The 23,534-nt window shown below is 64.4% G+C and carries 29 protein-coding genes; 13 read left to right on the top strand and 16 right to left on the bottom strand.

Going from position 1 to position 23,534, the window contains the following annotated elements:
- Window positions 1–3 precede the first annotated feature (3 nt).
- Window positions 4–879, top strand: a complete 876-nt coding sequence (locus tag ABIB00_RS04940; protein ID WP_354103588.1) for an MBL fold metallo-hydrolase — start codon at window positions 4–6, stop codon at window positions 877–879.
- A gap of 100 nt (window positions 880–979) precedes the next feature.
- Here the strand turns inward: ABIB00_RS04940 and ABIB00_RS04935 are convergent, their stop codons facing one another.
- Together ABIB00_RS04935 and ABIB00_RS04930 are read right to left on the bottom strand one after the other, a co-directional pair.
- Complete coding sequence (locus ABIB00_RS04935; protein WP_354103587.1) at window positions 980–1,228, bottom strand: hypothetical protein; 249 nt, start codon at window positions 1,226–1,228, stop codon at window positions 980–982.
- A 118-nt stretch (window positions 1,229–1,346) separates the two neighbouring features.
- Entirely contained in the window at window positions 1,347–2,309 is a 963-nt protein-coding gene (locus ABIB00_RS04930; RefSeq protein WP_354103586.1) for an alpha/beta hydrolase, read from the bottom strand.
- A gap of 116 nt (window positions 2,310–2,425) precedes the next feature.
- Between ABIB00_RS04930 and ABIB00_RS04925 the strand changes: the two genes are divergently transcribed.
- Together ABIB00_RS04925 and ABIB00_RS04920 are read left to right on the top strand one after the other, a co-directional pair.
- Window positions 2,426–3,103 carry a nitroreductase gene (locus ABIB00_RS04925; protein ID WP_354103585.1) on the top strand — a complete coding sequence of 226 codons (678 nt, stop codon included), beginning with the start codon at window positions 2,426–2,428 and terminating at the stop codon, window positions 3,101–3,103.
- Window positions 3,104–3,247: 144 nt separating this feature from the next.
- A complete protein-coding gene (locus tag ABIB00_RS04920; protein WP_247346629.1) occupies window positions 3,248–3,451 on the top strand; it encodes a hypothetical protein in 204 nt (67 codons plus the stop codon).
- A gap of 52 nt (window positions 3,452–3,503) precedes the next feature.
- Here ABIB00_RS04920 and ABIB00_RS04915 read toward each other — a convergent pair whose 3' ends face one another.
- From ABIB00_RS04915 to ABIB00_RS04905, 3 genes are read right to left on the bottom strand one after another with little or no spacing between them, the layout of a single operon-like run.
- Window positions 3,504–4,625, bottom strand: coding sequence for an HD-GYP domain-containing protein (locus tag ABIB00_RS04915; protein WP_354048806.1), 1,122 nt, complete (start codon window positions 4,623–4,625; stop codon window positions 3,504–3,506).
- 50 nt (window positions 4,626–4,675) lie between these two features.
- Window positions 4,676–4,996: a PilZ domain-containing protein gene (locus tag ABIB00_RS04910; RefSeq protein WP_247346643.1), complete on the bottom strand. Its 321-nt coding sequence runs from the start codon at window positions 4,994–4,996 to the stop codon at window positions 4,676–4,678.
- Complete coding sequence (locus ABIB00_RS04905; protein ID WP_247440479.1) at window positions 4,993–6,099, bottom strand: DUF2336 domain-containing protein; 1,107 nt, start codon at window positions 6,097–6,099, stop codon at window positions 4,993–4,995. Before ABIB00_RS04905 ends, ABIB00_RS04910 begins: the two co-directional genes overlap by 4 nt.
- A 304-nt stretch (window positions 6,100–6,403) precedes the next feature.
- Between ABIB00_RS04905 and ABIB00_RS04900 the strand changes: the two genes are divergently transcribed.
- Together ABIB00_RS04900 and ABIB00_RS04895 are read left to right on the top strand one after the other, a co-directional pair.
- The gene (locus tag ABIB00_RS04900) at window positions 6,404–7,351 is read left to right on the top strand and encodes an AraC family transcriptional regulator (RefSeq protein ID WP_354048802.1); all 948 of its coding nucleotides are present in this window, start codon (window positions 6,404–6,406) and stop codon (window positions 7,349–7,351) included.
- 45 nt (window positions 7,352–7,396) lie between these two features.
- On the top strand, window positions 7,397–7,987 hold the full coding sequence (locus ABIB00_RS04895; protein WP_247440483.1) for an NADPH-dependent FMN reductase: 591 nt from the start codon (window positions 7,397–7,399) through the stop codon (window positions 7,985–7,987).
- 6 nt (window positions 7,988–7,993) lie between these two features.
- Here ABIB00_RS04895 and ABIB00_RS04890 read toward each other — a convergent pair whose 3' ends face one another.
- Entirely contained in the window at window positions 7,994–10,075 is a 2,082-nt protein-coding gene (locus ABIB00_RS04890; RefSeq protein WP_354103584.1) for a methyl-accepting chemotaxis protein, read from the bottom strand.
- A gap of 89 nt (window positions 10,076–10,164) precedes the next feature.
- The gene (locus ABIB00_RS04885; protein ID WP_354103853.1) at window positions 10,165–10,632 is read right to left on the bottom strand and encodes a DUF1810 domain-containing protein; all 468 of its coding nucleotides are present in this window, start codon (window positions 10,630–10,632) and stop codon (window positions 10,165–10,167) included.
- A 158-nt stretch (window positions 10,633–10,790) separates the two neighbouring features.
- Here ABIB00_RS04885 and ABIB00_RS04880 point away from each other — a divergent pair, with 158 nt between their 5' ends.
- The 3 genes from ABIB00_RS04880 (at window position 10,791) to ABIB00_RS04870 (ending at window position 13,304) form a co-directional block, all read left to right on the top strand.
- Window positions 10,791–11,744: a DUF2778 domain-containing protein gene (locus ABIB00_RS04880; protein WP_354103852.1), complete on the top strand. Its 954-nt coding sequence runs from the start codon at window positions 10,791–10,793 to the stop codon at window positions 11,742–11,744.
- A gap of 64 nt (window positions 11,745–11,808) precedes the next feature.
- Window positions 11,809–12,066, top strand: a complete 258-nt coding sequence (locus ABIB00_RS04875; RefSeq protein ID WP_247346656.1) for a hypothetical protein — start codon at window positions 11,809–11,811, stop codon at window positions 12,064–12,066.
- 146 nt (window positions 12,067–12,212) lie between these two features.
- Window positions 12,213–13,304, top strand: a complete 1,092-nt coding sequence (locus tag ABIB00_RS04870; RefSeq protein ID WP_354103583.1) for a TRAP transporter substrate-binding protein — start codon at window positions 12,213–12,215, stop codon at window positions 13,302–13,304.
- 73 nt (window positions 13,305–13,377) lie between these two features.
- On the opposite strand, the gene ABIB00_RS04865 is transcribed toward ABIB00_RS04870, so the two are convergent.
- The 6 genes from ABIB00_RS04865 to ABIB00_RS04840 form a co-directional block, all read right to left on the bottom strand.
- A complete protein-coding gene (locus ABIB00_RS04865; protein ID WP_354103582.1) occupies window positions 13,378–14,160 on the bottom strand; it encodes an ABC transporter ATP-binding protein in 783 nt (260 codons plus the stop codon).
- Window positions 14,148–15,203: a dihydrodipicolinate synthase family protein gene (locus ABIB00_RS04860; protein ID WP_354103581.1), complete on the bottom strand. Its 1,056-nt coding sequence runs from the start codon at window positions 15,201–15,203 to the stop codon at window positions 14,148–14,150. Before ABIB00_RS04860 ends, ABIB00_RS04865 begins: the two co-directional genes overlap by 13 nt.
- Before the next feature lie 6 nt (window positions 15,204–15,209).
- Window positions 15,210–16,031, bottom strand: a complete 822-nt coding sequence (locus ABIB00_RS04855; RefSeq protein ID WP_354103580.1) for a GNAT family N-acetyltransferase — start codon at window positions 16,029–16,031, stop codon at window positions 15,210–15,212.
- Entirely contained in the window at window positions 16,018–17,055 is a 1,038-nt protein-coding gene (locus tag ABIB00_RS04850) for an NAD-dependent epimerase/dehydratase family protein (RefSeq protein ID WP_354103579.1), read from the bottom strand. Before ABIB00_RS04850 ends, ABIB00_RS04855 begins: the two co-directional genes overlap by 14 nt.
- Before the next feature lie 47 nt (window positions 17,056–17,102).
- Window positions 17,103–17,873 (bottom strand): ABC transporter permease, encoded by a 771-nt coding sequence (locus ABIB00_RS04845; protein WP_247346677.1) that lies wholly within the window; start codon window positions 17,871–17,873, stop codon window positions 17,103–17,105.
- An 84-nt stretch (window positions 17,874–17,957) separates the two neighbouring features.
- Window positions 17,958–18,605 (bottom strand): TetR/AcrR family transcriptional regulator, encoded by a 648-nt coding sequence (locus tag ABIB00_RS04840; RefSeq protein WP_247346687.1) that lies wholly within the window; start codon window positions 18,603–18,605, stop codon window positions 17,958–17,960.
- Window positions 18,606–18,706: 101 nt separating this feature from the next.
- On the opposite strand from ABIB00_RS04840, the gene ABIB00_RS04835 reads away from it, so the two are divergent.
- The 5 genes from ABIB00_RS04835 to ABIB00_RS04815 all read left to right on the top strand — a co-directional run bounded on the left by ABIB00_RS04835 (window position 18,707) and on the right by ABIB00_RS04815 (window position 22,220).
- Window positions 18,707–19,723, top strand: coding sequence for an ABC transporter substrate-binding protein (locus tag ABIB00_RS04835; protein ID WP_354103578.1), 1,017 nt, complete (start codon window positions 18,707–18,709; stop codon window positions 19,721–19,723).
- 297 nt (window positions 19,724–20,020) lie between these two features.
- Window positions 20,021–20,719 (top strand): septum site-determining protein MinC, encoded by a 699-nt coding sequence (gene minC, locus ABIB00_RS04830; protein WP_247440496.1) that lies wholly within the window; start codon window positions 20,021–20,023, stop codon window positions 20,717–20,719.
- 21 nt (window positions 20,720–20,740) lie between these two features.
- On the top strand, window positions 20,741–21,556 hold the full coding sequence (minD, locus tag ABIB00_RS04825) for a septum site-determining protein MinD (RefSeq protein WP_354103577.1): 816 nt from the start codon (window positions 20,741–20,743) through the stop codon (window positions 21,554–21,556).
- Window positions 21,553–21,834 carry a cell division topological specificity factor MinE gene (minE, locus tag ABIB00_RS04820; RefSeq protein ID WP_247346707.1) on the top strand — a complete coding sequence of 94 codons (282 nt, stop codon included), beginning with the start codon at window positions 21,553–21,555 and terminating at the stop codon, window positions 21,832–21,834. The genes minD and minE overlap by 4 nt, the downstream gene beginning before the upstream one ends.
- Window positions 21,835–22,034: 200 nt before the next feature.
- Window positions 22,035–22,220, top strand: a complete 186-nt coding sequence (locus ABIB00_RS04815; protein WP_247346709.1) for a hypothetical protein — start codon at window positions 22,035–22,037, stop codon at window positions 22,218–22,220.
- A gap of 13 nt (window positions 22,221–22,233) precedes the next feature.
- Here ABIB00_RS04815 and ABIB00_RS04810 read toward each other — a convergent pair whose 3' ends face one another.
- The 3 genes from ABIB00_RS04810 to ABIB00_RS04800 all read right to left on the bottom strand — a co-directional run bounded on the left by ABIB00_RS04810 (window position 22,234) and on the right by ABIB00_RS04800 (window position 23,296).
- On the bottom strand, window positions 22,234–22,479 hold the full coding sequence (locus tag ABIB00_RS04810; RefSeq protein WP_247346711.1) for a hypothetical protein: 246 nt from the start codon (window positions 22,477–22,479) through the stop codon (window positions 22,234–22,236).
- Window positions 22,480–22,589: 110 nt separating this feature from the next.
- Window positions 22,590–22,979 carry a hypothetical protein gene (locus ABIB00_RS04805; RefSeq protein WP_247346714.1) on the bottom strand — a complete coding sequence of 130 codons (390 nt, stop codon included), beginning with the start codon at window positions 22,977–22,979 and terminating at the stop codon, window positions 22,590–22,592.
- Between the two features lie 86 nt (window positions 22,980–23,065).
- Window positions 23,066–23,296: a DUF6894 family protein gene (locus ABIB00_RS04800; RefSeq protein ID WP_211396093.1), complete on the bottom strand. Its 231-nt coding sequence runs from the start codon at window positions 23,294–23,296 to the stop codon at window positions 23,066–23,068.
- Window positions 23,297–23,534 lie beyond the last annotated feature (238 nt).

The raw sequence follows: 23,534 nt of genomic DNA, 5'->3' as shown, positions 1-23,534 counted from the left end.
ACCATGAAGCAACTCCGGATCGGCGACATCACCATCGATGCGGTGATCGAACGGGAAGGGCCGTGGCGGCGGCCGCAGGATTTTTTCCCGGCCTATGACGAGGGCGTGTTCAAGCGCCATCTGCCGACGATGGAGCCTGAGGTGTTCGACGCCGCGCGCGGCATGATGGTGATCACCTATCAGACCTTTGTGGTGCGCACGCCACGCTACACCATCCTGGTCGACACCTGCACCGGCGAGGACAAGGGTCATCCGCCGCCGTTCGATTTTCCCGGCAAGGAGCGCTGGCGCAACGAATTGTTCGCGCTTGGCATCGGCTTCGAGCAGATCGACTACGTCTTCTGCACGCATCTTCACATCGACCACACCGGCTGGAATACGAGCTTGCGCGACGGGCGCTGGGTGCCGACGTTTCCGAATGCGAAATACGTCTTCCACAAGGGTGAGTATGCGGCATGGGAGGCGGAGAATGCCAAGGGCAGCAATCCGCCCGGCACCGTGTTTCGCGACAATTGCCTGCCGATCGTCGAAGCCGGGCAGGCGCTGTTGGTCGATGATGATTACGCGTTAGACGACACCGTCACGCTGACGCCGACGCCGGGGCATTCGCCCTGTCATTGCTGCGTGAACATTTTCTCAAAGGGCCAGCGGGCGGTGGTCGCCGGCGATCTCATGCATCACCAGATTCAGTGCCGCGAGCCGGACTGGTCGGCGAAGCCGGATTGGGATGCCAGGCAATCAGCGGTGTCACGGCGGAAGTTTTTCGCCTCCGTTGCCGATACCGACACGCTGATCCTGCCGGTGCATTTCCCGACGCCGACGGTGGGGCTGATCAAGCCGCTCGGTGGAGCGTTCGATTATCGCTTCAAGCGGGAGTGACTTTCGCCGTCATGCCCGGGACAAGCCAGGACAAGCCCGGGCATGACGAGTTCGTGGAGCAACCGTTCGCTAAAGACGCATCCAATTCGCAGTTCGCGTCTTACGCGCCGATTTCGCACTTCTTCATGAAGCTATTCTTGGCGGCGCCGGCGAGCGGCTTGCCATCGGCGCTGACCGCCTTTGGCGCGCAGGCGTCCGCCTTGCATTTCTTCATGAACGACGTCTTCGCCGCACCGGCGAGCGCCTTGCCGTCCTTGCCGACCGCCTTGCTCTCGCAGGTGTCGTCCGCGAAAGCCGAACCCGCTGCAAAGGTGGCAACGATCGCAGCCAGGAAAATCCGCTTCATCATGATTGTCTCCCTAAACCAAAAGATGGCGAGCGGATTGGAACCGGGAATCGTGGCGCAATCAAGCAGGATCGGTGCAGCCACGACCGTCATTGCGGATTTTTCTCCGCCCGGCGCGCGCCTAAACGCCCCGCGCGAGCAGCGCCTTGAAGTCCGCGCGTGCACGTTGCGCTTCGGCGCGCGCCACCTCGGAGGCGTCGCCGAGGCCGAAATAGCCGTGGATCAGACCGGCGCCCTCATGATGCTTCACCCGCACACCGGCCGCCTCCAGCGCCCGTGCATAGGCCGCGCCCTCGTCGCGCAGGGGATCGTACCAGGCAGTGGTGACGATCGCGGGCGCGACGCCGGCGAGCGATGTGGCGCGTAGCGGTGAAACGCGCCAGTCGGTCGCGTGAGCCGCATCGGCGAGATAATGACCGCAAAACCACTCCATCACGGCGCGCGAGAGGAAGTAGCCTTCGGCATTCTCGGCGCGCGAGGGAAAGGGCGCGTTCTCGCGCGCGTCCGCATAGCTGCCAACGACGTCGGTCACGGGATAGACCAGGAGTTGCGCGGCGAGCTTGATGCCGGCGTCGCGGCAGGCGATCGCGGTGGTGGCGGCGAGATTGCCGCCGGCGCTGTCGCCGGCAACGCCGAGGCGTTTTGCATCGCCGCCAAATTCCGCGACGCGGTTGAAGATGTCGCTGACCGCGGCGAAGGCGTCCTCGAAGGCGCCGGGAAAGCACGTCTCCGGCGGACGCCGGTAGTCGACGGAGATGACGACGGCGCCGGTCTCGATCGCAAGGTTGCGCGCCTGCCGGTCATGGGTCTCGAGGTCGCCCGCGACCCAGCCACCACCATGGAAGAACACCACGGTCGGCGCGGGATTGGTGCCGACCCGGTAGACCCGTGCATCGAGCGGGCCGGCGCCGCCTTTCACCTTGATATCCGCGACGATGTCGACCGGCGGCGGCGCTATGGCCGCGCGCGAGGCAGCCAGTGCGCGCAAGGAATCGCGGGCGCTCTGTGGCGTCATCGTCGTGTGATCGCGCATCGGCAGCAGCGGAATGATCTGGGCGATGACGGGGTCGAGCGGTGCGGCCATGGGATCCTCACGGGGTTCTTGGTCTTGCTTGCGGGTTAGCATAGATATTGCGCGCCGCATCGGCAACCGTTCGCATGTTGCGATGCCAGGGGATGAACGGGCAGGGAGGTCTTGAGGTGGAATTCGAAACGCTGGTCCAGTCGCGCCGCAGCGTGCGTGGCTTCAGGAACGAGCCGGTGCCGCGCGCGGTGATCGAGGCGATCATCGACAGCGCCAAGCGTGCGCCGTCGTCGATGAACACCCAGCCCTGGCATGTCCACGTGCTCACAGGCAGCCCGCTGGAACAGCTACGCCGGCGCAACATGGAAGAAATGGTCGGCGGCGCCAAGGTCAAGCGCGACATCGTCAGCCACGGCGAGTACCAGGGCGTTCACCGGATACGGCAGGTCGACATCGCCAAGCAATTGTTCGGCGCGATGGGGATCGCGCGCGACGACAAGCCGATGCGGCAGGACTGGGTGCTGCGCGGCTTCCGCCAGTTCGACGCGCCGGTGTCGCTGGTGCTGACGTATGATCGCGTGCTGGATCCCGGCGCAGTCTGCCATTTCGATCTGGGCGCGCTCTGCTACGGCATCGTGCTCGCGGCCTGGGACCGCGGTCTCGGTTCGGTGATCAACGGGCAGGGCATCATGCGCTCCGACGTCGTGCGCGAGGTCGCAAACATTCCGGAGGATGAGGTGATCATGACCTGCGTCGCGATGGGCTATCCCGACGACAACTTTGCCGCGAACGCGGTGCGCTCGGACCGCGAGGGCAACGACGATTTCGTTCGCTATGTCGGATTCGCCGAGTAGTGCACGTCGAGTAGTGCACGTAGAGGAGATTATTCTCTCGACGATTTTTTTGGGCGTAGAGCCAAGCGGCCTCTTGCAATCTCGATCATGCAGGAGGAACAATATGCCGACTGAGAGGTTTGTTGCTGGCGCGAGGGAATTGACATGCGGCGGCTGGCTAGCCTGGTTCGGCGGTTCTTCGGCCCGCGGGTGCGGCGCCCGATCGATGATGATCCAACTCTTCCTTTCACACCCGACGAACTCGGCCGGCTGATCCGCAGCGGTCGGCACGAGGACATGAAGCTGCTGGCCGAAGGGCTGGCCTGCCGGTCCATCCCGCGCCGCGCCAGACATCGCGCCGCGCACTAGACTTGGGCACTAGACTTGGGCACAAGACTTGGGTCGAGACGGGTTGCTGCGCTCACCTCGTGAGAGCGACCTGCCTGAACGCGGTCAGCAGTGCCTTCTCCAGCTTTCCGCTCATCCCGCAGAGAATGTCATAGGCCTCGCCGCGTGGCCGGGTCGGCTTGTAATGCCGATACTCGATCAGGGCCGCGAAGATGTCCGAGATCGTGAGAATCCGCACGACGTCGCCGATGCTCTCGGCCCCGAGCGCATCCGGATAGCCGCTGCCGTCGAGAAATTCGTGATGGTGGCGCACGGCGTCGAGGATCTCCGGAGATATTTTCTCGTGATCCTTCAGGAAGTCGTAGCCCGCCGCCGGATGAGTCTCGATCATGGTGCGCTCGTCCGCATCGAGGCGGCCGGGCTTGTCCAGGATCGCGAGCGGGATCTGCGCCTTGCCGATGTCGTGGAACATGGCGGCCGAATACAGCCGCTCGAGATCGGCCCGGCCCACGCCGAGACTCAGCCCGAAGTCGATCGCCACGCCGGTCACGAGCAGGCAATGCTGGTAGGTTCCCTCGTGGTGGCGCCGCACCGTGGTGAGCCACTCGGACAGGCCATGCTGGGTGATGCGATCGGCGATCTGGCGGCCGGCTTCCTTCGTGCCGTCGACGTCAAGGGGCTCGCCGAGCGTGACGGCCGTGAACATCGAAGCGATGGCGGTCGCCGCGGTTTCGACTGCATTGTCCGGCTGCGGCGCGTGACCTGAGGAAGCAGACGCCTCTTCGGCGGGATCAGCCAGCGCTGCCAGCAGCTTGATCTTGTCGATCGTCCCGGGAAGGACGAGCGTGGCCCCGAGCGCGTAGGCCTGCGAGATACTCATGTGAGAGGAGTGCTCGACCAGGAAGATGCGCTTCGTCGCCTTCGCGAGCTTTGCGGCTCGTTTCTTGATGGCCGCAACGGTGTGAACGTCACGCAATTCCGCACGGATGACGATCGCGAACGGCACCTGGGACAGCTTGGCTTCCGCGTCGAGCCGTTCGCCTGCGACGGCAAACCGTTGCGCGAGAATCGAACAGACGCTCGACAATTTGTCGGAGGAATCAGCCAGCACATGCACGAACGCGCGTGCCGCTTCCTTCTCTCGGATGCCGCCGTCGCTTTTGACCGGGCGGGATATGGTTCGCGCGTTCTGCACGGTTGACCTGAATTATGCTGGAACTGGATGGGGCTGATGAATCCTTGGGCCTATTTCCTCTGAGCGGCAGTCTGCGCGGCTGCTGCCGGTTTCTTCTTGCTATCTGCGGTGATGAAGTGAACGCCGGCCGTGGTGCCGTCGATCCACACCAGTTCGCAGCGCCGGAAGGCGAGACCGGTCGAGGACAGCAGCAGGAAGAACTCCTTGGCCTGGAGCACGTCGAGCGTGCCTTCAACCTCGATCTTCGCGCCGCTCTGAGACACGTCGAGCAGGATGCAGCTGCGTCGCCAGGTGCCGTCCGAGCCCATCAGCTTGACGCCCTGCTTGTGATCCATCCGCACGCGAAGCGCCTTGCGACCATCGAACTTCATCGGTTAACCCCCATTTTCGCGCCGCGATTTCCCCGATCGCTTGTACCGGCGCTTGCTGCGATTTCTCCCCAGCGCACGTTCCATTGGCTGGTCGACAGAAGAAGTGTCTCGAAGATGTGTTGCGCACGTTCGCGCTCGGCAAAGGACAGCCGTGTGCCGCTGCGATTGGTGAGGATCGCAAGTGTGGTTGCCCAGTTCAGCCGTGACGCCCGACAGGCCATGACCAGCCCCTCGCAGTCGTCATCGGTCATGACTTGCTCGACAATCTCGATCGGAGCCGTCGACAGCACCGACAGCGCCGTGAACAGGTTGGCGGTCTCGCCGCGGATCGCGAAGCGGTTCACCGTGGAATCGTTGAGCTTGCCGACGCGGTTAAGGGCGACGATCTCCGGCCGTGCGCCCGCATAGTCGGCCGGACAGACGGGCTTGAGCGGAGCCGGTGCTGGAACCTGCGCGGGCGAAACTGCCGATGCGTCGAGCTTGGCTGGCTTCGTCGGGCCGGGTGAGGCCGAGAGCAGCCTTCGCACGACCAGGTCGGGCGTGCCGGGCCGCAGCGCCAGCGCCTTCATGATCTCGCCGTCCTGCTCGGCCTTCGCGACCAGCGCGTCATAAGCCGCGTCGGAAAATTCGACCCCCGGGTTCTTGATCAGGGCAAGGCAGATCGAGCTGCCGCGCCTGATCAGCGCCTCGGTCACGGCCGGCTCGATCGCGTTGCGGGCGGCGATCGCGCGTAGATGCCGCTCGCCACTGGAGGCTGCGACCACCACAAGGTCGGCTGCGGCGAGTGCCTGAGATCTGAGCAGGACGGGACACGCCACGTTCGCATCGGCGTGCGAGGCGAGCCGCCGCAACGTCTCCGGCGGAGCCGCCTTGAGTTCGGCAAGCGCGGCACTGAGCTGAATCAGAGCAATGGCATCGACCCGTTCCGTCAAACGCAGCAGAACGCTGTCGACCACACCGCAGAGCAATTCCTGAGATCGGTCGCCGCTGCCAGTGAGCAACTGCACAATACCGGAAAGGATCCGTGCGCAGCGGTCCAGCGGACACGTTGCGACCGCATCTTCCAGTTCAACCAGAACATCAGCAGGCGAATTTGCCATCATGGCAGGGGCCTGTATTCAAAATGAACTTCGACTAACCAATGACCTCCATTGTGCCCCACAGGCGTTAATTTGAAATTTAGACCTTGAGCGCCCGGGGTATTGGTGCACCGCCGATACTGCAGGAAACGATATCGAAATTCGGCGAGGCTTGATCCGGCGACTTGTCCTTTCAACGGGACCCTCGCCAATTGATCGAGATGGATTAAGATGATTCTTTCGGTCCCACGGGACGCCGAAAGGGGGAAGCTCGAACCGGCATCGTCGCCGGGCGCGCGTCTGTTGCGACGCGACGTTTCGTATTGCCATGAACAGTGTTGATGACGCGCCCAGGTTGGCGCCAAAGATATTTCGTTTTTCCGACGTCGATGAATTTCGGAATGCCATACGCGGCCTGAATTTCGAGTTCACGCCCTTCGTACGGAGGATTTCGGCCGAGCAGACGATTCTGTCGCTGCCCGGCTGCGACGTGAATTTGACGCGCGCGTTTCCCCGCATCGTTGACGCACAGCTGGTCGAGAACTGCACCGCGATCGGGTTCACGATGGACGACCTCAACGTGCCCATCCGCTTCAATGGCTCGCAGCGCGCCCGGCCGGTTATCGTCATCGGCAGCGGCGGCGCCGCTTACACCACCATCGAGGAGGTGCAGCGGCAAATTGCCTCGGTGGTGTTCAGGCCGGAGGTGATGGATCGCGGCTGGCCCCACGCAGCCTCGAGCTTCAAGATTTTTGAAACGCCAGTCGTGGGCCTGAACCGGCTGCGCAGCGTGGTTCGGGAGGTGCTGGCTGCCGCGTCGGAACCCGTCGGTGCAGCGGAGGTGCCGCTGAAGGGCGCAGCCATGAAGGAATCGCTGCTTGGAGCCGTCGATGACGCGTTCGACAGCGTTGTCCCCGCACGATGGACCCTGCGTCCCAACGACGAGCGGAATTTCAAGATCTTCCGGAACATTCGCGCGCTTCTGTCCGACGACCTCTCGCAGCCGATCTACAGCGAGGAGATCGCGCGCAAGCTTAACCTGCCGGTGCGCACCATGCACGACGTCGTCCGCCGTTATCGCGGCATGAGCCTGCATCGCTATTTGCGCCTGCGCCGGCTGTGGCTGGTGCGCCAGCGGCTGCTCGTTGGCGCCGACAGCGTCAAGGCCGTGGCCCTGGCGTTCGGCTTCTGGCATCTCAGCGACTTCTCCAGAAGCTATCGCGATCAGTTCGGCGAGACGCCATCGCTAACGCTGGAGCGCGGCCGAGGCCGATAGCGGGATCAATGGATTGGAGCTGTGCCTTCGTGCTAGACTGCGGCCATGAGTAATCGCATCCTCGTCCTGTACGGTTCCTACCGTTCCGACCGCATGGGCATCCGCCTTGCGAATTTCGTCATCGATCGCCTGCGCGGCCGCGGCGACGACGTCGTGTTGATCGACGCCAAGGCGATCGGCCTGCCGATGCTCGATCGCATGTACAAGGAATATGCCAAGGGCGCAGCACCCGAGGCGCTGGAGAAGCTGGCCGGAGAGATCCGCGGCGCAGACGGTTTTGTCTTCGTCACCGGCGAATACAATTGGGGAATTCAGCCGGGGTTGAAGAACCTCACAGACCATTTCCTCGAAGAGTGGTTCTGGCGTCCGGCCGCGATCGTCAGCTATTCCGCTGGCCGGCTGTCGGGTGCGCGCGCCTCGACCGCATGGCACGGCACGCTCTCGGAAATGGGCATGGTGGTGGTATCGAGCACCATCGGCGTCGGCCCGATCGCGCAGACGCTGTCGGAGGCGGGCGAACCGATCGGCGAGGGCGGCAAGGCGCTGGAACGCTCGTTCCCGCGCTTCGCCGACGATCTCGCATGGTGGATCGAGGCCGCGAAGGCGCAGCGGGCGCGCAAGGCGCCGCCGTATTGAACGGCCTTACGCGGCCCTGACCTCGCCGAGGAAGCGGTCGAACTGTCCGGCGAGATCGCGTGACTGCGTCGACAGCTGCTCGGCCGCGCCCAGCACCTCCCTCGCGGCCGTGCCGGTGTCGTCGGCGGCGCGCTGCACGCCTGATATGTTGGTGTTGACCTCCTGGGTGCCGCGCGCGGCCTCCTGGACGCTGCGTGAAATCTCCTTGGTCGCCGAGCCCTGTTGCTCGATCGCGGCCGCAATCGCGGTGCCGATCTGGTCGATCTCGCCGATCACGTCGGCGACGTTGCGGATCGCGGTCACGGTCTCGTCGCTCGCGGCCTGGATCGCCGAAATCTGCTCGGAGATTTCGGTGGTGGCCTTGGCGGTCTGGCCCGCCAGCGACTTCACCTCGGACGCAACCACCGCAAAGCCGCGGCCGGCGTCGCCGGCGCGTGCGGCCTCGATGGTGGCGTTCAGCGCCAGCAGATTGGTCTGCTCGGCGATGCTCTGGATCAGCGTGACGACGTCGCCGATCTTCTGCGCGCCCTCGGCCAGCGAGCGCGCGGTGTCGCCGGTGCGGCGGGCGTTGTCGACGGCGCGGGCCGCGATCTCGGTGCTTTGTGCGACCTGACGGCCGATCTCCGCGATCGAGGAGGTCAGCTCTTCGGTGGCGCTGGCGACGGTCTGCACGTTGGTCGAGGTCTGCTCGGAGGCGGCGGCGACGACCGCGGCCTGGCTGTTGGTCTGGGCCGCCGTCGTGGTCATCGACTGCGCCGTGCTCTCCATGGTGGATGAAGCGCGGGACAGGCCGCCGACAAGCTCGGTGACCTTGGTTTCGAACGCACGAGTGAGCCCGTCGAGCGCCTGTGCGCGGCGCATCTTGCCGTCGTTCTCGGTCTGCTTCTCCGCCGCGAGCCGGTCGGCCCGGATCATGTTGTCCTTGAACACTTGAACGGCGGCGGCCATCGCGCCGATTTCATCGGAGCGCTCGGCGCCGGGGATATCTTCCGCAACATCGCCGTCGGCAAGCCGCGCCATCCGTGTCGTCAGGTTGACGATCGGGGCGCAGACGCGGCGGCGGACCATGACGATAAGGCCGGCGCTGGCGATCAGCACGGCGAGAAGGCCGATGAGAGCGACCGTGAAGCTGGTGCGCGCGGCTGAAGACGCGCCGGCGAGGATCTGCTCCGCGTTGTCGTAAAAGGCATCGCGAACGCCGATGATGGAGCCGAGCCCCTTTTGTGACGCCGCGTAATAGGTCTCGACGTCGTGCTCGTATTTGCCGCTGACGGCGCCGTCCTTGACTAGCTTGAGCTCGCGGCCGAACTCCTCGACGTAGCGCGAATTCATGGTTTCGAGCGCGCCGTCGACATTGGCCGGGGTCGCGGGATTGCCACGCAATTCCATCAGCGACATCACGATCTGGTCGCTGCGGCCCTGCATGCGGGCAACGTCGGCCTTCTCGGCGTCGGTGGCGACCTTCTTGCCGCCGACGAGGTTCTTGTGAACGCTGGCATTGAGACCGCCGATGTCGCGCAGCGTCATGGCGATGTTGGCGTTGTTGGACTGGCGGTAGGCATCGCCATTGAGGATCGCCATACGGCGCACCTGCTCGTTGAGCAGTGCGGTCACGCTGCCGTTGAGCACGGCGTTGTCGGCGACGACCTTCTTGGCGGCGTCCTTGCGCGCCTCCGCCGGCCCGGCGATCGCCTTGTCGATGGCCTCGCGCAGGGCGGTGAACTTCGCGTTGATGCCGTCGATATTGCCGCCGAGGGCGGTGCCGTCGTCGAACGGGCCGGGCAGCTCCTTGCGCAGCGCGTTCATCCTGTCGCGGGCGCCGTCGGTCTGCTTGCGCAGCTTGCCTTGCTCAGCGAGTTGCGCCGGGTCGACCGTGGCAGGGCCGTAGAGGATGTTGGTGGAGAAGCCGCGTTCGGGATTGAGATAGCGCGGGATGTCGCTGACGGCGCGGACGATCGCGAGCCGGCCCTGGGCTTCGGTGATCCGCTCGATTGTCTGGTACTTCGTCACGGCGACGTAGACGGCGAGGCCGCCGCCCACGGTCGAGAGCGAGACGATGGCGGTGGTCAGGAGCGTACCGATTTTCATGATTCTATCCGGCAATTGGCGCGGGGGAATTATTTTGCACGAACAATAGGCAGGCGATGTTAATCCCGGGTTTACGCTCGTGGCCGCGGTCACCTGGCCTTTCGGTCAAGGGCGGCGAGGATCTCCAGCGTGGCGCCGTCGCGCTCGCCCGAAAAATAACGGGCGAGCGCCTGATCGAAAACAGGTTCGTCGGACACCGCGCCGAACAGCGTCATCGACGAGCGGAATTTGGCGTCGTCGGGCGCACCGAAGATGGCGTCGATGGTCCGCCCCTCGACGGCGAGCACGAGCCTCGTGCATTCGATCAGACGCGGACCGAGGACGGGATGGGTGAGGTAGGCCTTGGCGCGGGAGGCGATGGCGTAGCGCTGCGACATGGCGCTGAAGCCGAGGCCGGCGACCTGCGGGAAGACGAACCACATCCAGTGGCTCTGCTTTCGGCCCCGGGTCAGCTCCTCCTGGACGTCGCGAAAAACCGGGTCCTGGGCCCGGACGAAGCGCGTTAGATCGAAAGGATCGGTCGTTGGATACCCTGGGGGAGCCTTGGCGGCCGCGATTATGCCTAACTTTTGGCTCCCAATGTGGTAGCTGGTATAGAATCTCCGGGTGGGGGTGGGTCCCCCCGGGGGTCGATTTTGGGGATCTGATGGTTTCCGACCGCGCACAAGCCGAGGGGCTATTGTCGCGCCGCCGTATTGGGCGAGCCGAGACGATACTGCTGTCTTTGGCCGCCGTCGCGCTGGCGCTGGGCGCTGCCGCCTGGGTCGCGGATATCGGCGATTCGGCCTCGCTGGCCACCGCCGCACTGCCGCCGGCCAATGCCCCTTCGTTCGATGATCGTTTCGCTTCCACATCTGGCAGTCCGCCCGCCCGCGAGCTCGGCCTGCGGACGCTGGAGCGCTCCGCCTTGAATGCGGTCCAGCTCAAATTGCGCGACGCAAAGGCGATGCTCGCCCAGAAACTTCAGGGCGACGATTGGCGCGCGACCCTGACCGATGACGACAGGCACGTGGTCGACGAGACAAGGCCTTCGCAGCGGGCCGATGGTGGCGTCCCGATGCCGCGCTCGCGCCCGGCCCAGGCGGACTTCTCCGCCCAGATCGCCTCCAGTCAGGCCTTTGCGGATGCCAATCCCAGGATCGACAACCGCAACTTCTTCGAAAAATTCACCGACAAGATCAAGCTGGCCTCGCTGACGCCGGACAGCGGCCTGTTCGGCAAGGCGCCGGATCTCGCCGCCCTCGGCTACGATTCGCGGACCGCGGTCTATGACATCTCGGCCAAGGCGCTCTACCTGCCGAGCGGCATCGCGCTGGAGGCGCATTCGGGCATGGGCGCGCTGATGGACGACCCACAGCATGTCGACCAGCGCATGGTCGGCGCGACCCCGCCCGCGACCTACGACCTGAAGCCGCGCGAGAAGCTGTTCCACGGCGTCCGTGCGCTGCGCTTGACCCCCGCGGAGGGCACCAGCGCGCTCGGCCGCGTCGGTCTTCTCACCCACAATTTCATGCTCGGGCCGCGGGGCGACTCCAACGGCTGCGTTTCGATCAAGGACTATGATCGATTCATGAAGGCCTACGACAACGGCGAGTTCAACCGCCTGATCGTGGTGCCGCGCCTGAACGGATCGGCGACCGCCTCGCAGCGCGCGAGCACCGACTCCTGATTGGCCTGCAACGGCGGGGCTGCCGTTTTCCCTTCATTAAGCCGTCATCGTCCAGAAGCAGCCCATGAGTGATCCCCAAAATTCCGAGACCCCGCTGCGCACGACGTTCAAGATCAAGCTGAACGGCGACACGCTGGCGATTGCGACCGTCGGCCAGGCCTATCAATTCCTCACCAACTTCAAATCGGTCGAGTGGATGGAATTTCGCTCGCTGCATGAAGACGCGGTCGCGGCGCTCGAAGGCGCCGCCGACAACGCCATGCTCGTAGTGCAGGCGACCAACGCCGTGCGCGCGCTGTTCGTGAGCGCGAAGCTGCTCTGAGAGCAACACTGCGTAGCCTGGATTGCGTTACGCTCCATCCGGGCTACCGCTCACAACTTGAACTCCGCTATAGGAACAGGCAAGGGCCCGCGAAGGTCGTTGCTCCAGGCCGGTACATTCAAACATACTTCAGGGAGAGACCCATCATGAAACGCCGTACATTCCTCAAGAGCGGCGCCGTCGCCGGTGCGACGACGCTGGTTGCCGCACCTGCAATTGCGCAAAGCGCGCCCGAGATCAAATGGCGCCTGACCTCGAGCTTCCCGAAGTCGCTCGACACCATCTACGGCACGGCGCAGACCTTTGCGAAATACGTCGCCGAAGCCACCGACAACAAATTCCAGATCCAGACTTTTGCGGCCGGCGAACTCGTCCCCGGCCTCCAGGCGCTCGATGCCGTCAGCGTCGCGTCCGTGGAGATGGCACAGACCCCGCTCTATTTCTACATCGGCAAGGAGCCGGCGCTGGCTTATGCGACCGGCGCGCCGTTCGGCATGAACCATCGCCACCAGGAATCCTGGTGGGCGTTCGGCGGCGGCGCCGAGCTCACCAACGAGGCGCTGAAACCGTTCAAGGCGCACGCCATCCTCTGCGGCAATTCCGGCACGCAGATGGGCGGCTGGTTCCGCAAGGAGATCAAGACCGTCGACGATCTCAAGGGTCTCAAATTCCGTATCGCCGGCATGGGCGGCCACGTGCTGGCGCGGCTCGGCGTGGTCCCGCAGCAGATCGCGGGCGGCGACATCTATCCGGCGCTGGAGAAGGGCACGATCGACGCGGTCGAATTCGTCGGTCCCTATGACGACGAAAAGCTCGGTTTCCAGAAGGTCGCGAAATACTACTACTTCCCCGGCTGGTGGGAAGGGGGCGCCATGCTGCACATGATCATCAACGACGAGAAGTGGGCTTCGCTGCCGAAGCAGTATCAGGCGATCGTCAACCAGGCGGCGTCAGCTGCGGGCGCCTGGATGCTCGAGAAATACGACAGCGTGAATCCGGCGGCGCTGAAGCGGCTGATCGCTAATGGTGCGGAGCTGAAGGCGTTTCCGCAGCCGGTGATGGAGGCCTGCTACACCGCGACCCAGGAGCATCTGAACGAGCTCGCCGCCAAGAGCGACCTGTTCAAGCGCACCAAGGAGAGCCACGACGCGTATATGAAGGAGCTGCTGTTCTACACGCAGATCGCGGAAAACTATTACGACAATTATCTGCTCGGCAAGATGCGCAACAAGACCTGATCGCAGGAGGGGCGCGGTGCTTACGCCGCGCCCAGCTCTCGTAGCCCGGGCTACGGATTAATCGCGCAGCGCCTCACGCCGCGCCGAGGCCCAGCTTCTCATAGACCCGCCTTGCATAGGCGCCGAAGGCGTCGGTCGTCTTGAGCGGAAGGTCGCGCGGGAAGGGCAGGTCGATCGGGAAATAATCGGCCATCTTCGCTGGGCCCGCTGTCAGCACGGCGCAGTGCGAGGACAGGAACACTGCTTCCTGGATCGAGTGCGTGACGAAAATGATGGTTTTGCCGCTCTCGCGCCAGATCCGCAGCATCTCCAGATTCATCTGCTCACGCGTCAACGCGTCCAGCGCGCCGAACGGCTCGTCCATCAGGATCAGTTTTGGGTCGTGAATGAAGGCGCGCGCGATTGCGGTGCGCTGCTGCATGCCGCCGGATAGCTCTCGCGGATATTTCTCCTCGTAGCCCGCGAGCCCGACCAGATCGAGCAGATCGCGCGCCCGCTCGCGCGCGGCCTTGATCGGCAGGCCCACGATTTCCGCCGGCAGCAGCACGTTGTCCAGGATCGTCCGCCATTTCAGCAGCAGTGCCTGCTGAAACACCATGCCGACGTCGCGGGTCGGATCGAACCGGCTTTTGGCATTGCCGATCTTTACTGTGCCGCCGTCGGCGCCGTGTAGCCCGGCCAGAATCTTCATCACCGTGGTCTTGCCGCAGCCGGACGGGCCGACCAGCGAGACGAGCTCACCTTCCTGCACGTCCATGGTGACGTCGGAAACCGCCAGGAATTCGGCGCCGCGGCTGCGGTAAATCTTCCGGACACCGCGCAGGCTGATGAAGGGCTCTTCGGTCATGCCAGCCATTTGTCCAGGTTGGCGCCCACGAACGCGTCGTCGCTGAGGTCGGCGTGCTCGCGGTACACGCGATCGATCTCGTCTTTCTGGCCGGGGCTGAGACCCTCGTTCGGATCGAGGCACCACAGGCCCTGCATCAGGCCCTGTCGCCGCAGCACCTCGTGGCAGCCGGCGATGCAGCCGTGAAAATTATTGGCGACGTCGAAGAAGGCGCTGTTGCAATCGGTGACGCGGGCATCGAGCGCGAGCAAATCGGCCTGGACGCTGTCCTTGTGCCGTGCCGCCTTGCAGCGCTCGAATTGCTTGATCGCGGTCGCCGTCCACACCGACCAATGGCCGAGCAGGCCGCCCTTGAAGTAGGTCCGCGTGGTGACACCGTTGTCGCGCAGGTCGAACGGCAGCATCAGGTCGAGCAGGATGTGATCGTCATTGCCGGTGTAGATCGCGACGCGGTCGAGCGCGCCGGCCGCGGCGACGCCGCGCAGCACGTCGAGTGTCCGATAGCGGTTGAACGGCGCGATCTTGATCGCAATGACATTGTCGATCGAGGCAAAGCGCTGCCAGAACCGGCTCGACAGGATCACGCCGCCGACGGCCGGCTGGAGATAGAAGCCCACCAGCGGAATTTCGGTCGCCACCGCCGTGCAATGCGCGATGATCTCGTCCTCGGAGGCGCTCTTCATCGCGGCGAGACTGAGGAGGCCTGCGTGATAGCCGATGTCGCGCGCGGTGCGGGCTTCTGTGACGGCCTGCCGGGTCGGGCCGGCGAGGCCTGCGACCATCGCCAGCGGACGTTTGGTCCAGTTCGCCGCAGTCTCGGCAGCGAGCTCGAGCACGGGACGGTAGAGGCCGACATCGCGGATCGCGAACTGCGTGGTGTGCACGCCGACCGCAAGGCCGCCGGAGCCGGCGTCGATGTAATAGCGCGTCAGCGCGCGCTGATGCTTTTGGTCGAGCTGGCGTTCGGCGGTGAGCGCGAGCGGATGCGCCGGCAGCACGGTGCCGTCGGCGATCAGCCTGCGGATCTCGCTGTTGATCTGGCTGTGGTGCATGATGTCCTATCCGAATTCAGGGCCGGCGACGGCGAATGGCATGTCTTCCCCCGCGGCAGTGGCGGGGCCGAACCGCATGCGCTGGAACGGCCGCTCGATGGTCCAGCCCGATGCGGTCAATCCTTCAGGGAATGCGGCTTGTGCCGCGACGGCGTCGAGCAGCAGCGGTCCGCTCTCCGATTGCGCGATCGCATCGACCAAGGTAAGCGCCGCTGCGGCGTCGTCGGCAAACAACGGGCCGATATGGTGCGCGATGCGTCCGTCGCGAACCAGCGCGATGGCGCCGTTCGCAGAGACGATGCGTGAGCCGAGGCGCCGCGCAAAGGCAGAGAGCAGGGCGGTGCGATCAAAACCGGTAGCCCGCAGGTCCCGGGCACGAAGCGCGTCCAGCGTCGCGGATGAAGGTGCCTGCGCGGTCGCGTGACCTGATTTCACCAGCTTCAGGCGGCGCAATTGCAGCGTCGGCGTGAACCCGAGCGGTCCATAGACGGCGACGCCATCGGGCGTCGCATCGAGCCAGCTCGTCAGGCCGTTTTTGCGCGCCGTCTCTAGGCAGGCATTGACCAGGCGCGTTGCGAGGCCACGGCGGCGGTGCGTTGCCGACACCAGCACCATACTGATCCAGGTGTTGTTGCCGGGGTAGGGGAGTAAAGCCGCCGTAGCGACCAGTCGCGCGCCGTCGCGGATGCCGAATACGACCCCTTCGCGCAGGAAGACGCGCCAGTCCTCCTCGGTCTGGTTCCAGTGTGCTTCCGTCGAGAGGAGCAGGCCCGCGGCGGCGTCTTTGACGCCGAGTTTGATGACGGGCAGGCCGTCAATAGCGTCCATCGCGCACCTCGTATTTGGTGGGCTTGCCGAGGCTCGGCATGGCGCGGGACACCCAGTCCGCCGTCCAGGTGATCAACTGCTCGGTGTCGACGACGGGCAGGCCGAACAGCTCGACCGCCTTGGACGTGTCGGTCAGCCACGCCGTTTGCTCTTCCTTGCCTGTCAGCACCGGGGCACGGCCGAACCTTGCTCCGAATTTTTGCGCGAGATCGCGCACCGCCAAAATCTCGTGGCCGCTGACATTGATCGGCGAGGTCGGCGCCGTGCAATGCGAGAGGCAGCGCAGCGCCTGCGACGAGGCATCGCCCTGCCAGATGAAATTGACATGACTGATGCTGACGTCGATTGGCGTGCCCGTGAGCACTTTCACGGCGATGTCGTGCAGTACGCCATAGCGCATGTCGATCGCATAATTGAGGCGGAACAGCCGTCCGGGCGTTCCGAATTTGCGCGAAAAATATTCGAACATGCGTTCGCGGCCGACGCAGGACTGGGCGTATTCGCCGGGCGGGTTCGGTGGCATGTCCTCGGTCGCGCCTTTGCCGTCCACGGGAACGAAGGGATAGATGCAGCCGGTCGAGAACGCCACGATCCGCGACGACGGGAAGGCCTGGGCGACCAGCGCCGGCACGTGCGCATTCATCGCCCAGGTCAGCGACAGATCACCCTCCGCGCCGAATTTGCGGCCGGCCATGAAGACGATGTTGGGCGCCTTCGGCAGCGCCTGAATTGCGGTCTCGTCCATCAAATCGCAATTGATCGTCTCGACGCCGCGCGCGTGCAGCCAGTCCTTGACGCTTGCGTCGCTGAAGCGGGCGACGCCGATGACACGGCGATCGGGCACCGCGGCTTTTGCGAGCCCCGCCAAGGTCGGTCCCATCTTGCCGGCCACGCCGAGGATCATGATGTCGCCCCTGACCTTGGCGAGGTCGTCGATCAATGCCTGCGTTGGGCGGCACAGGAGATCGTCGAGCGCGGCGATATCGGGGATGGTCTTCGGCAGGTTCTGGCGGGTGAGGAGCATGGATCTGGTCCTTGGTCTTTAAGTCTGCCGTTTTCAGGTTTGTGTTTTCAGGTTTGTCTTGCGTCGCCGACCACGAACATGCGTTCGAGGACGAGAACCAAGCCATAGAGAGCGACGCCGAGCAGCGTCAGCAGCACGACGGCCATCACCATCGCGGGCGTGTCGAGCGACGACTGCACCTGGATCATGAGGTAGCCGAGCCCGCGCTCGGAGGCGATGAACTCGCCGACGATGGCGCCGGCGACCGCGAGGATGGCCCCGACCTTCATGCCGGAGAATATGTAGGGCAGCGATCCCGGCAGCTGGATCTTGCGGAACAGCGTCCAGCGCGAGCCGCGCAGCGATTTGACGAGATCGAGCAGATCAGGTTCGACCTCGCGCAAGCCCCGCGCGGTGGTGAGCAGGATCGGAAAGAAGCAGATGCTGAAGGCGATCAAGATGTTCGGCACGATGCCGTAGGAGAACCAGACGATGAGGAGCGGGCCGAGCGCCACTTTCGGAATCATGTTCAGCGTCACGAACAGCGGCAGCAGCACGAGGCTGAGCAGCGGCGCCCAGCTGAATATGACGGCCAGCGCGACGCCGACGAATGCGCCGAGCGCAAAGCCGCCGAGGATCTCGATCGCCGTCACCAGCGTATTGGCGCCCCAGGCGTAGGTAGCGGTGCCAAGCGTCTGGATTGTCGCCAGCGGTGAGGGCAGGATGAATTTCGGCACGTGGAAGGCATCCACCATGACCTGCCAGAGCACGAGCACGGCGAGATGCACGATCAGGACGATCGCAAAGCTGCGCGTATTGCGGGCGCCGTCTCCTGCCACCGGTTGCTCCCTGTTGCCAGCGGCCGCCTTGCCGCTGGTCGCAAGCCTAACCGGCCTTGAGGAGAGTTTCAACCAGTTGGTTGATTACGGCCGAAGCGAATGCAGCACGAGATCGGCGACGTGCCGGCGGCGGGCGCGGCGCGCGGCCCGGCTCGACAGGTCCTTGCCGAAGATCGCCGACAGCGTCGGCGTATTCGAGAGATAGAAATAGCCGAGGCCCGCAATGGAGATATAGAGCTGGATCGGGTCGATCCCCTTGCGGAACATTCCGGCGCGGACGCCCTCGTGAAGGATGTGGGACACGCTCTTCACCAGCGGCGAATGCATCGCCTCCAGCCGCGTCGAGCCGCGGACATGGCGGGCGCCGCCGCGGTTCTCGTCGTTCAGAAGCACGATGAAATCGGGGTTTGCCGCGAGGTAATCGAACGAGGCCTCGATCAGTTTGCGGATCGCCTTTTCCGGCGGCAAGCCCTCGAGATTGAGCTGGCGCTCCTGCTCGCGGATATCGGCGTAAACCCATTCGAGCACAGCAAGATAGAGCGAATCCTTGTCGCCGAAGTAGTGGTAGACGAGCTGCTTGTTGACGCCGGCGCGCTCGGCGATCTCGTCGACGCGGGCGCCGGCAAAGCCGTGCCGGGCGAACTCCTCGCGCGCCGCGGTGAGCAGCTTCTTGCGTGTGGCGACGGGGTCGCGCCGCTGCGGCACGGTGTCGCCTGAACGTTTTGCGGGCATTTCCAACCAAACAGTTGACAAGTGGAGGGCGGGCTTGTTGCATTGGTATCCTCACGGGGGGAGAGCGACAAGCCGGGTCGCGGGCAATGAGGAGAGATGCGATGAAGCGTTTGCAGGCGGCGGGCTCGGCCCTGGCTTTGGCCCTGATGCTCGGCTCACCGGTGGTGCCGGCGACCGCGGGCGAGGCGGTCAATCTGATCCTGAACTGGACACCGACCGCCGATCACTCGCCCTATTATTACGCCAAGGCGCAAGGCTGGTACGAGAAGGCGGGCATCGACCTGACCATCGAGGTCGGCAAGGGCTCCGGCGTCTCCGCCGCCAAGGTCGGCTCCGGCGGCTCGCCCTTCGGCGTCGCCGATCTCGCCACCATGCTGGTAGCCAAGAGCAAGGGTGCCGACACTGTTGCCGTGATGAGCGTCTACGCCAACACCGGCCAGACTTTCTATTGGCTGAAGAGCTACGGCGTGAACGGGGTGAAGGATTTTGCCGGCCACAAGATCGGCAACCCGCCCGGTGATGCTTCGCGGGTGATGTGGCCGGCCTTTGCGAAGGCCGCAGGGCTCGCACCCGATTCCGTCAGCTTCGTCAATATCGGGCCGACTGCGAAGATCGCGGCGCTCAAGAGCCACACCGTCGATATCATCAGCGACTTCTACAACGAGCACGATTTGAAGGTGATCGAGTTCGGGCCCGATCTCGGCTACGTCAACTGGAAGGACATCGGGCTCAATCCGTACGGCAATTCCTTGATCGTCAACGGCGCCTATCTGCAGAAGAACCCGAAGCTGGTCGAGGATTTCGTGCGCGTCACGCAAAAGGCCTTTGCGACTTGCGTCGCCGACGCCGCACCCTGCCTGAAGGCGCTGCTCGAGCAGGTCTCTGGTCTCGACAAGGAGAACCAGGAGCGCCAGTGGGAGCGCATCAAGTTCTTGATGACGGACGAATTCACGACGACGAAGTCGCTCGGCTGGATCGACGGCGAGCGGATGAAGAAGGACTACGAGCTGGTCCAAACCTATCTCGGCATGGAGAAGCCGTTCGACGTGACCACGGCGTTTACGACCAAGATGCTGGATCCCGCCATCAAGATGGATGCGAGCAAGGTGAAGAAGTAGGGGGGCGGAAGGCGTCCCGTCATTGCGAAGGACGCGTGCCGCATTCTGATCTCGTGCCCCGGACGCAGCGCAGCGCCTCTTCGGCGGTGCGCTGCAGAGCCGGGGCCCACTCGCCGGGAGCAGGCCGTATGGTCTGGGTCCCGGCTCTGCGCAGCAACGCTTGCGCGTTGCAGCGCGTCCGGGACACGAGGCGCGATTACCGGCCGCCTCCACGTAACCCCACGGAGAAATTAACCAGCCATTAACCATATCGGCCGCATCGTTAACCATTCAATAACTGGGAACGAGTCGGCCGATATGGAGGCTGCAGTAAAACCTCAACGCCAAATGGTGCGCCTGCGCGGGCGCTCCTATGTGGCCTTCGTGTTCGTGCCGACGGTTCCGATCCAGGACTGGCTGCAGGAAATCGACACCACCATCGCGCGCTCGCCGGGCTTTTTTGCCGGTAGGCCCGTGGTGATCGATCTGTCCTCGGTCGATCTCAGCCAATCCGGCATCGGCCATCTGCTCACCAGCCTCCAGGACCGCAACATCCGCGTGCTCGGCATCGAGGGTGTGGAGGAGGCGCGGTTGACGCCGACGATGCCGCCGCTGCTGTCGGGCGGGCGGAGCTGCGTGGTCGAGCCGAGCGCGCCCAAGAAGCCTGAGACCAAGGTCGAGACCAAGCCGACCTCGCTGCTGCTGGAGACCCCCGTGCGCTCCGGCCAGACCGTGATCTTCCCCGAAGGCGACGTCACCATTCTGGGCTCGGTCGGCTCCGGCGCCGAAGTCGTCGCCGGCGGCTCCATCCATATCTACGGCGCGCTGCGCGGCCGCGCCATGGCGGGCGTGAACGGTCACACCAGCGCGCGCATCTACTGCCAGAAGATCGAGGCCGAACTGCTTGCAATCGATGGGTTTTATCAGACCGCCGACGATATCGACGCCGCCCTGCGCGGCAAGCCGGCCCAGGCCTGGCTGCAGGGCAACACAATGCGAATTACGGCACTGAACTGACCAGCAAAGGAGATATTTCAGATGAGTAAAGTACTGGTCGTGACATCAGGCAAGGGGGGCGTCGGCAAGACGACGACGACCGCCGCGCTGGGGGCTGCGCTGGCGCAACGCGGCGAAAAGGTCGTCGTTGTCGATTTCGACGTCGGCTTGCGCAACCTCGACCTTGTGATGGGCGCCGAGCGCCGGGTCGTGTTTGACCTCATCAACGTGGTGCAGGGCGTGGCCAAGCTGCCGCAGGCGCTGATCCGCGACAAGCGGCTCGAAAACCTCTGGCTGCTGCCGGCCTCGCAAACCCGCGACAAGGACGCGCTGACGGAGGAGGGCGTGGGCAAGGTCATCGACGATCTGCGCGGCCGCTTCGACTGGGTGATCTGCGACAGCCCGGCCGGCATCGAGCGCGGCGCCTCCATGGCGATGCGCTTTGCCGACGAGGCCGTGATCGTCACCAATCCGGAAGTCTCCTCGGTGCGCGATTCCGACCGCATCATCGGTATGCTCGATTCCAAGACGGTACGGGCCGAGAAGGGCGAGCGCGTCGAGAAGCACATCCTCATCACGCGCTACGATCCCTCGCGCGCCGCGCGCGGAGAGATGCTGACCATCGAGGACATCCTCGAAATTCTGGCAACGCCCTTGCTCGGCATCATCCCCGAGAGCCAGGACGTGTTGAAGGCCTCCAACGTTGGCACACCGGTGACGTTGTCGAACGCGGACGGCGCACCCGCGCGGGCCTATATCGACGCGGCGCGGCGACTGTGCGGCGACACCGTGCCGATGCAGGTGCCGACCGAGCGCAAGGGCTTCATGGATCGTCTGCTGCGACGGAGGGCTGCATGAGCATGGGTCTGCTTCGGCTTCTCCGCGGCAAAAAGGCTTCGGCACCCGTCGCTCGCGAACGGCTGCAGATCCTGCTTGCCCATGAGCGCGGACTGCGCGGCCAGCCCGATCTGCTCGGTGTGCTGCGTGAGGAAATTCTCGCCGTCGTCTCCAGGCACGTCACGCTGGATCCGACCAAGGTCATCGTCCGGCTCGATCGCGGCGACGAGGTGTCGACCCTGGAGGTCGATATCGAAGTGCCCAACGACTTTGAGCGCAAGCGGGTCGCGGTCGCATAGGGACGCGGCCGAAGGCCCTTCAAGTTTGGGGTGGGTGATAGGGCGGTCCGCTGGGCATAGCGGGCCGCCTTTGTCATTTGTGTTAGTCCGGCCGATGTGATCGGCACCTGGCGGAACGGGACTTGCGGCGAAATCGTTGTCAATGACCCGCGGAACAGCAGGAGCGATGCACCGCGGTTTCGTCAAACGGGAGAGCGCCCATGATGACCGAGGTCCAGGTCCATACCGTCGCGCGCCAGATGCTGGAACAGCATGGTTTCGCGGCGATTGCGAAGGCCGCCGAGCAGGCCCAGGCTTGCGAGGGCCGCGGCGAGGCCGATGACGCCAAAGAGTGGCGTCACATCGCCGACGCGATGAAGATCATGCGCGGTCCGCACCAGAGCTGACACTCCCGCGCGCTCAACGCTCCCCGCGGTCGGCGCCCTGCGGCGTGCGATTCTGGGTCTGCGGCTGGCTGCGCTCGCCTGTCTCCTTGCAGGGCAGCGGTTCCCACGAGCCGTCTGGCGCCTGCTGATAGGCGCTGCAGGATGGGGACGCGGACTTGTCCTCGCCCTTCTGGGCGTCGGAGTTCTTCGCCAGCACCGGCGCAGTCAGCACCGTAGCGAGGACAAACGCTCCGGCGAAAGCGACATGCATGTTCCGCATGAGGGGTCTCCTGTTCGAGGTCGAAGGGGTCCTGCATGCTGGCAAGAATTGTGACAATTATTAGCCGCGACCGCGCCTTCGCGTGCTTAACGTGGTGAGGAACCGCCTTGCTAGCCGCCCTTGCTGCGGATCAGGCCGGCGAGGTTGGTCTTTTGGGCTTCGCACCAGCTGGGCATGCCAAGGCGGCGCTGGTTGAGATCGGTCGCCTGGGTGGCCACCGCGACCTCGGCCATCAAATCGTCGTCCTGCTTCTCGCCCATCTTGCCACCGGTGTGCATCCAGGCGATCGCCTTGCGCACCTTCTCGGTGGTGCCGTCGGGCAGCTGCATCTGCTCCGCCTTCTGCACCAGATCCTGGTAGACGACATCCGTGCCCGGACATTCGACCTTGGCGGCGAAGGCCTGCAAGACCAACGTGACATAGGTCGAACGTGGATGGTCGGCCGCTTGGGCCGGCGCCGCCAGCAGCAACAGGGCCGTCATCAGAAAACCAGTGCGCATCCTTGGTACCTCCCCGCATTTTTGGGAAGGCTAGCGGCTGGAGCGCCGCTCCGCAATAGCGCGCGGCCGCGAGGCCGGCCGGCGAGCTAGCGTTGCCAGGCCGGCACGGGATCGAGCGGTGTGCGGTAGACCTCGTTGTGATCGCGGTCGGTGACGCGCACAGCGCAACCCTTGCGTTGCAACTCCGGCTTCACCTGCGAAAGTTCGGTGGCCAGTTGGTCGGCGCGGTCGGAAGCACCTTCGATGTCTTCGAGGATGATTCCGCCCTGGTTCTTGAACTCTTCACCAACCACGAGATCGAAGGAATAGTAAGGCATTCGAATTCCCCGGTATGACGAATTGAGCTTCGGGTGGACGTTTCAACACGTGACCGATGGTACCACTGAGTCGATGTTTATCGAATGAACAGCGCGCGCAATCTCTGTGCTTATGGCGCAGAAATGATGTGCAACATTCAAGTGCGTTAAGATTTTATTAAATATGTCGGCGCGATCATGAGGCATGGAATTGCAGCAGAACCGGGCTCCGGGAACCGGCAGCTGCAAGAGAAGGCCG

This window comes from Bradyrhizobium sp. LB14.3 (assembly GCF_040547985.1).
In the GTDB taxonomy this organism is placed as follows: Bacteria; Pseudomonadota; Alphaproteobacteria; order Rhizobiales; family Xanthobacteraceae; genus Bradyrhizobium.
This window is presented reverse-complemented; position numbering and strand designations above follow the sequence as displayed.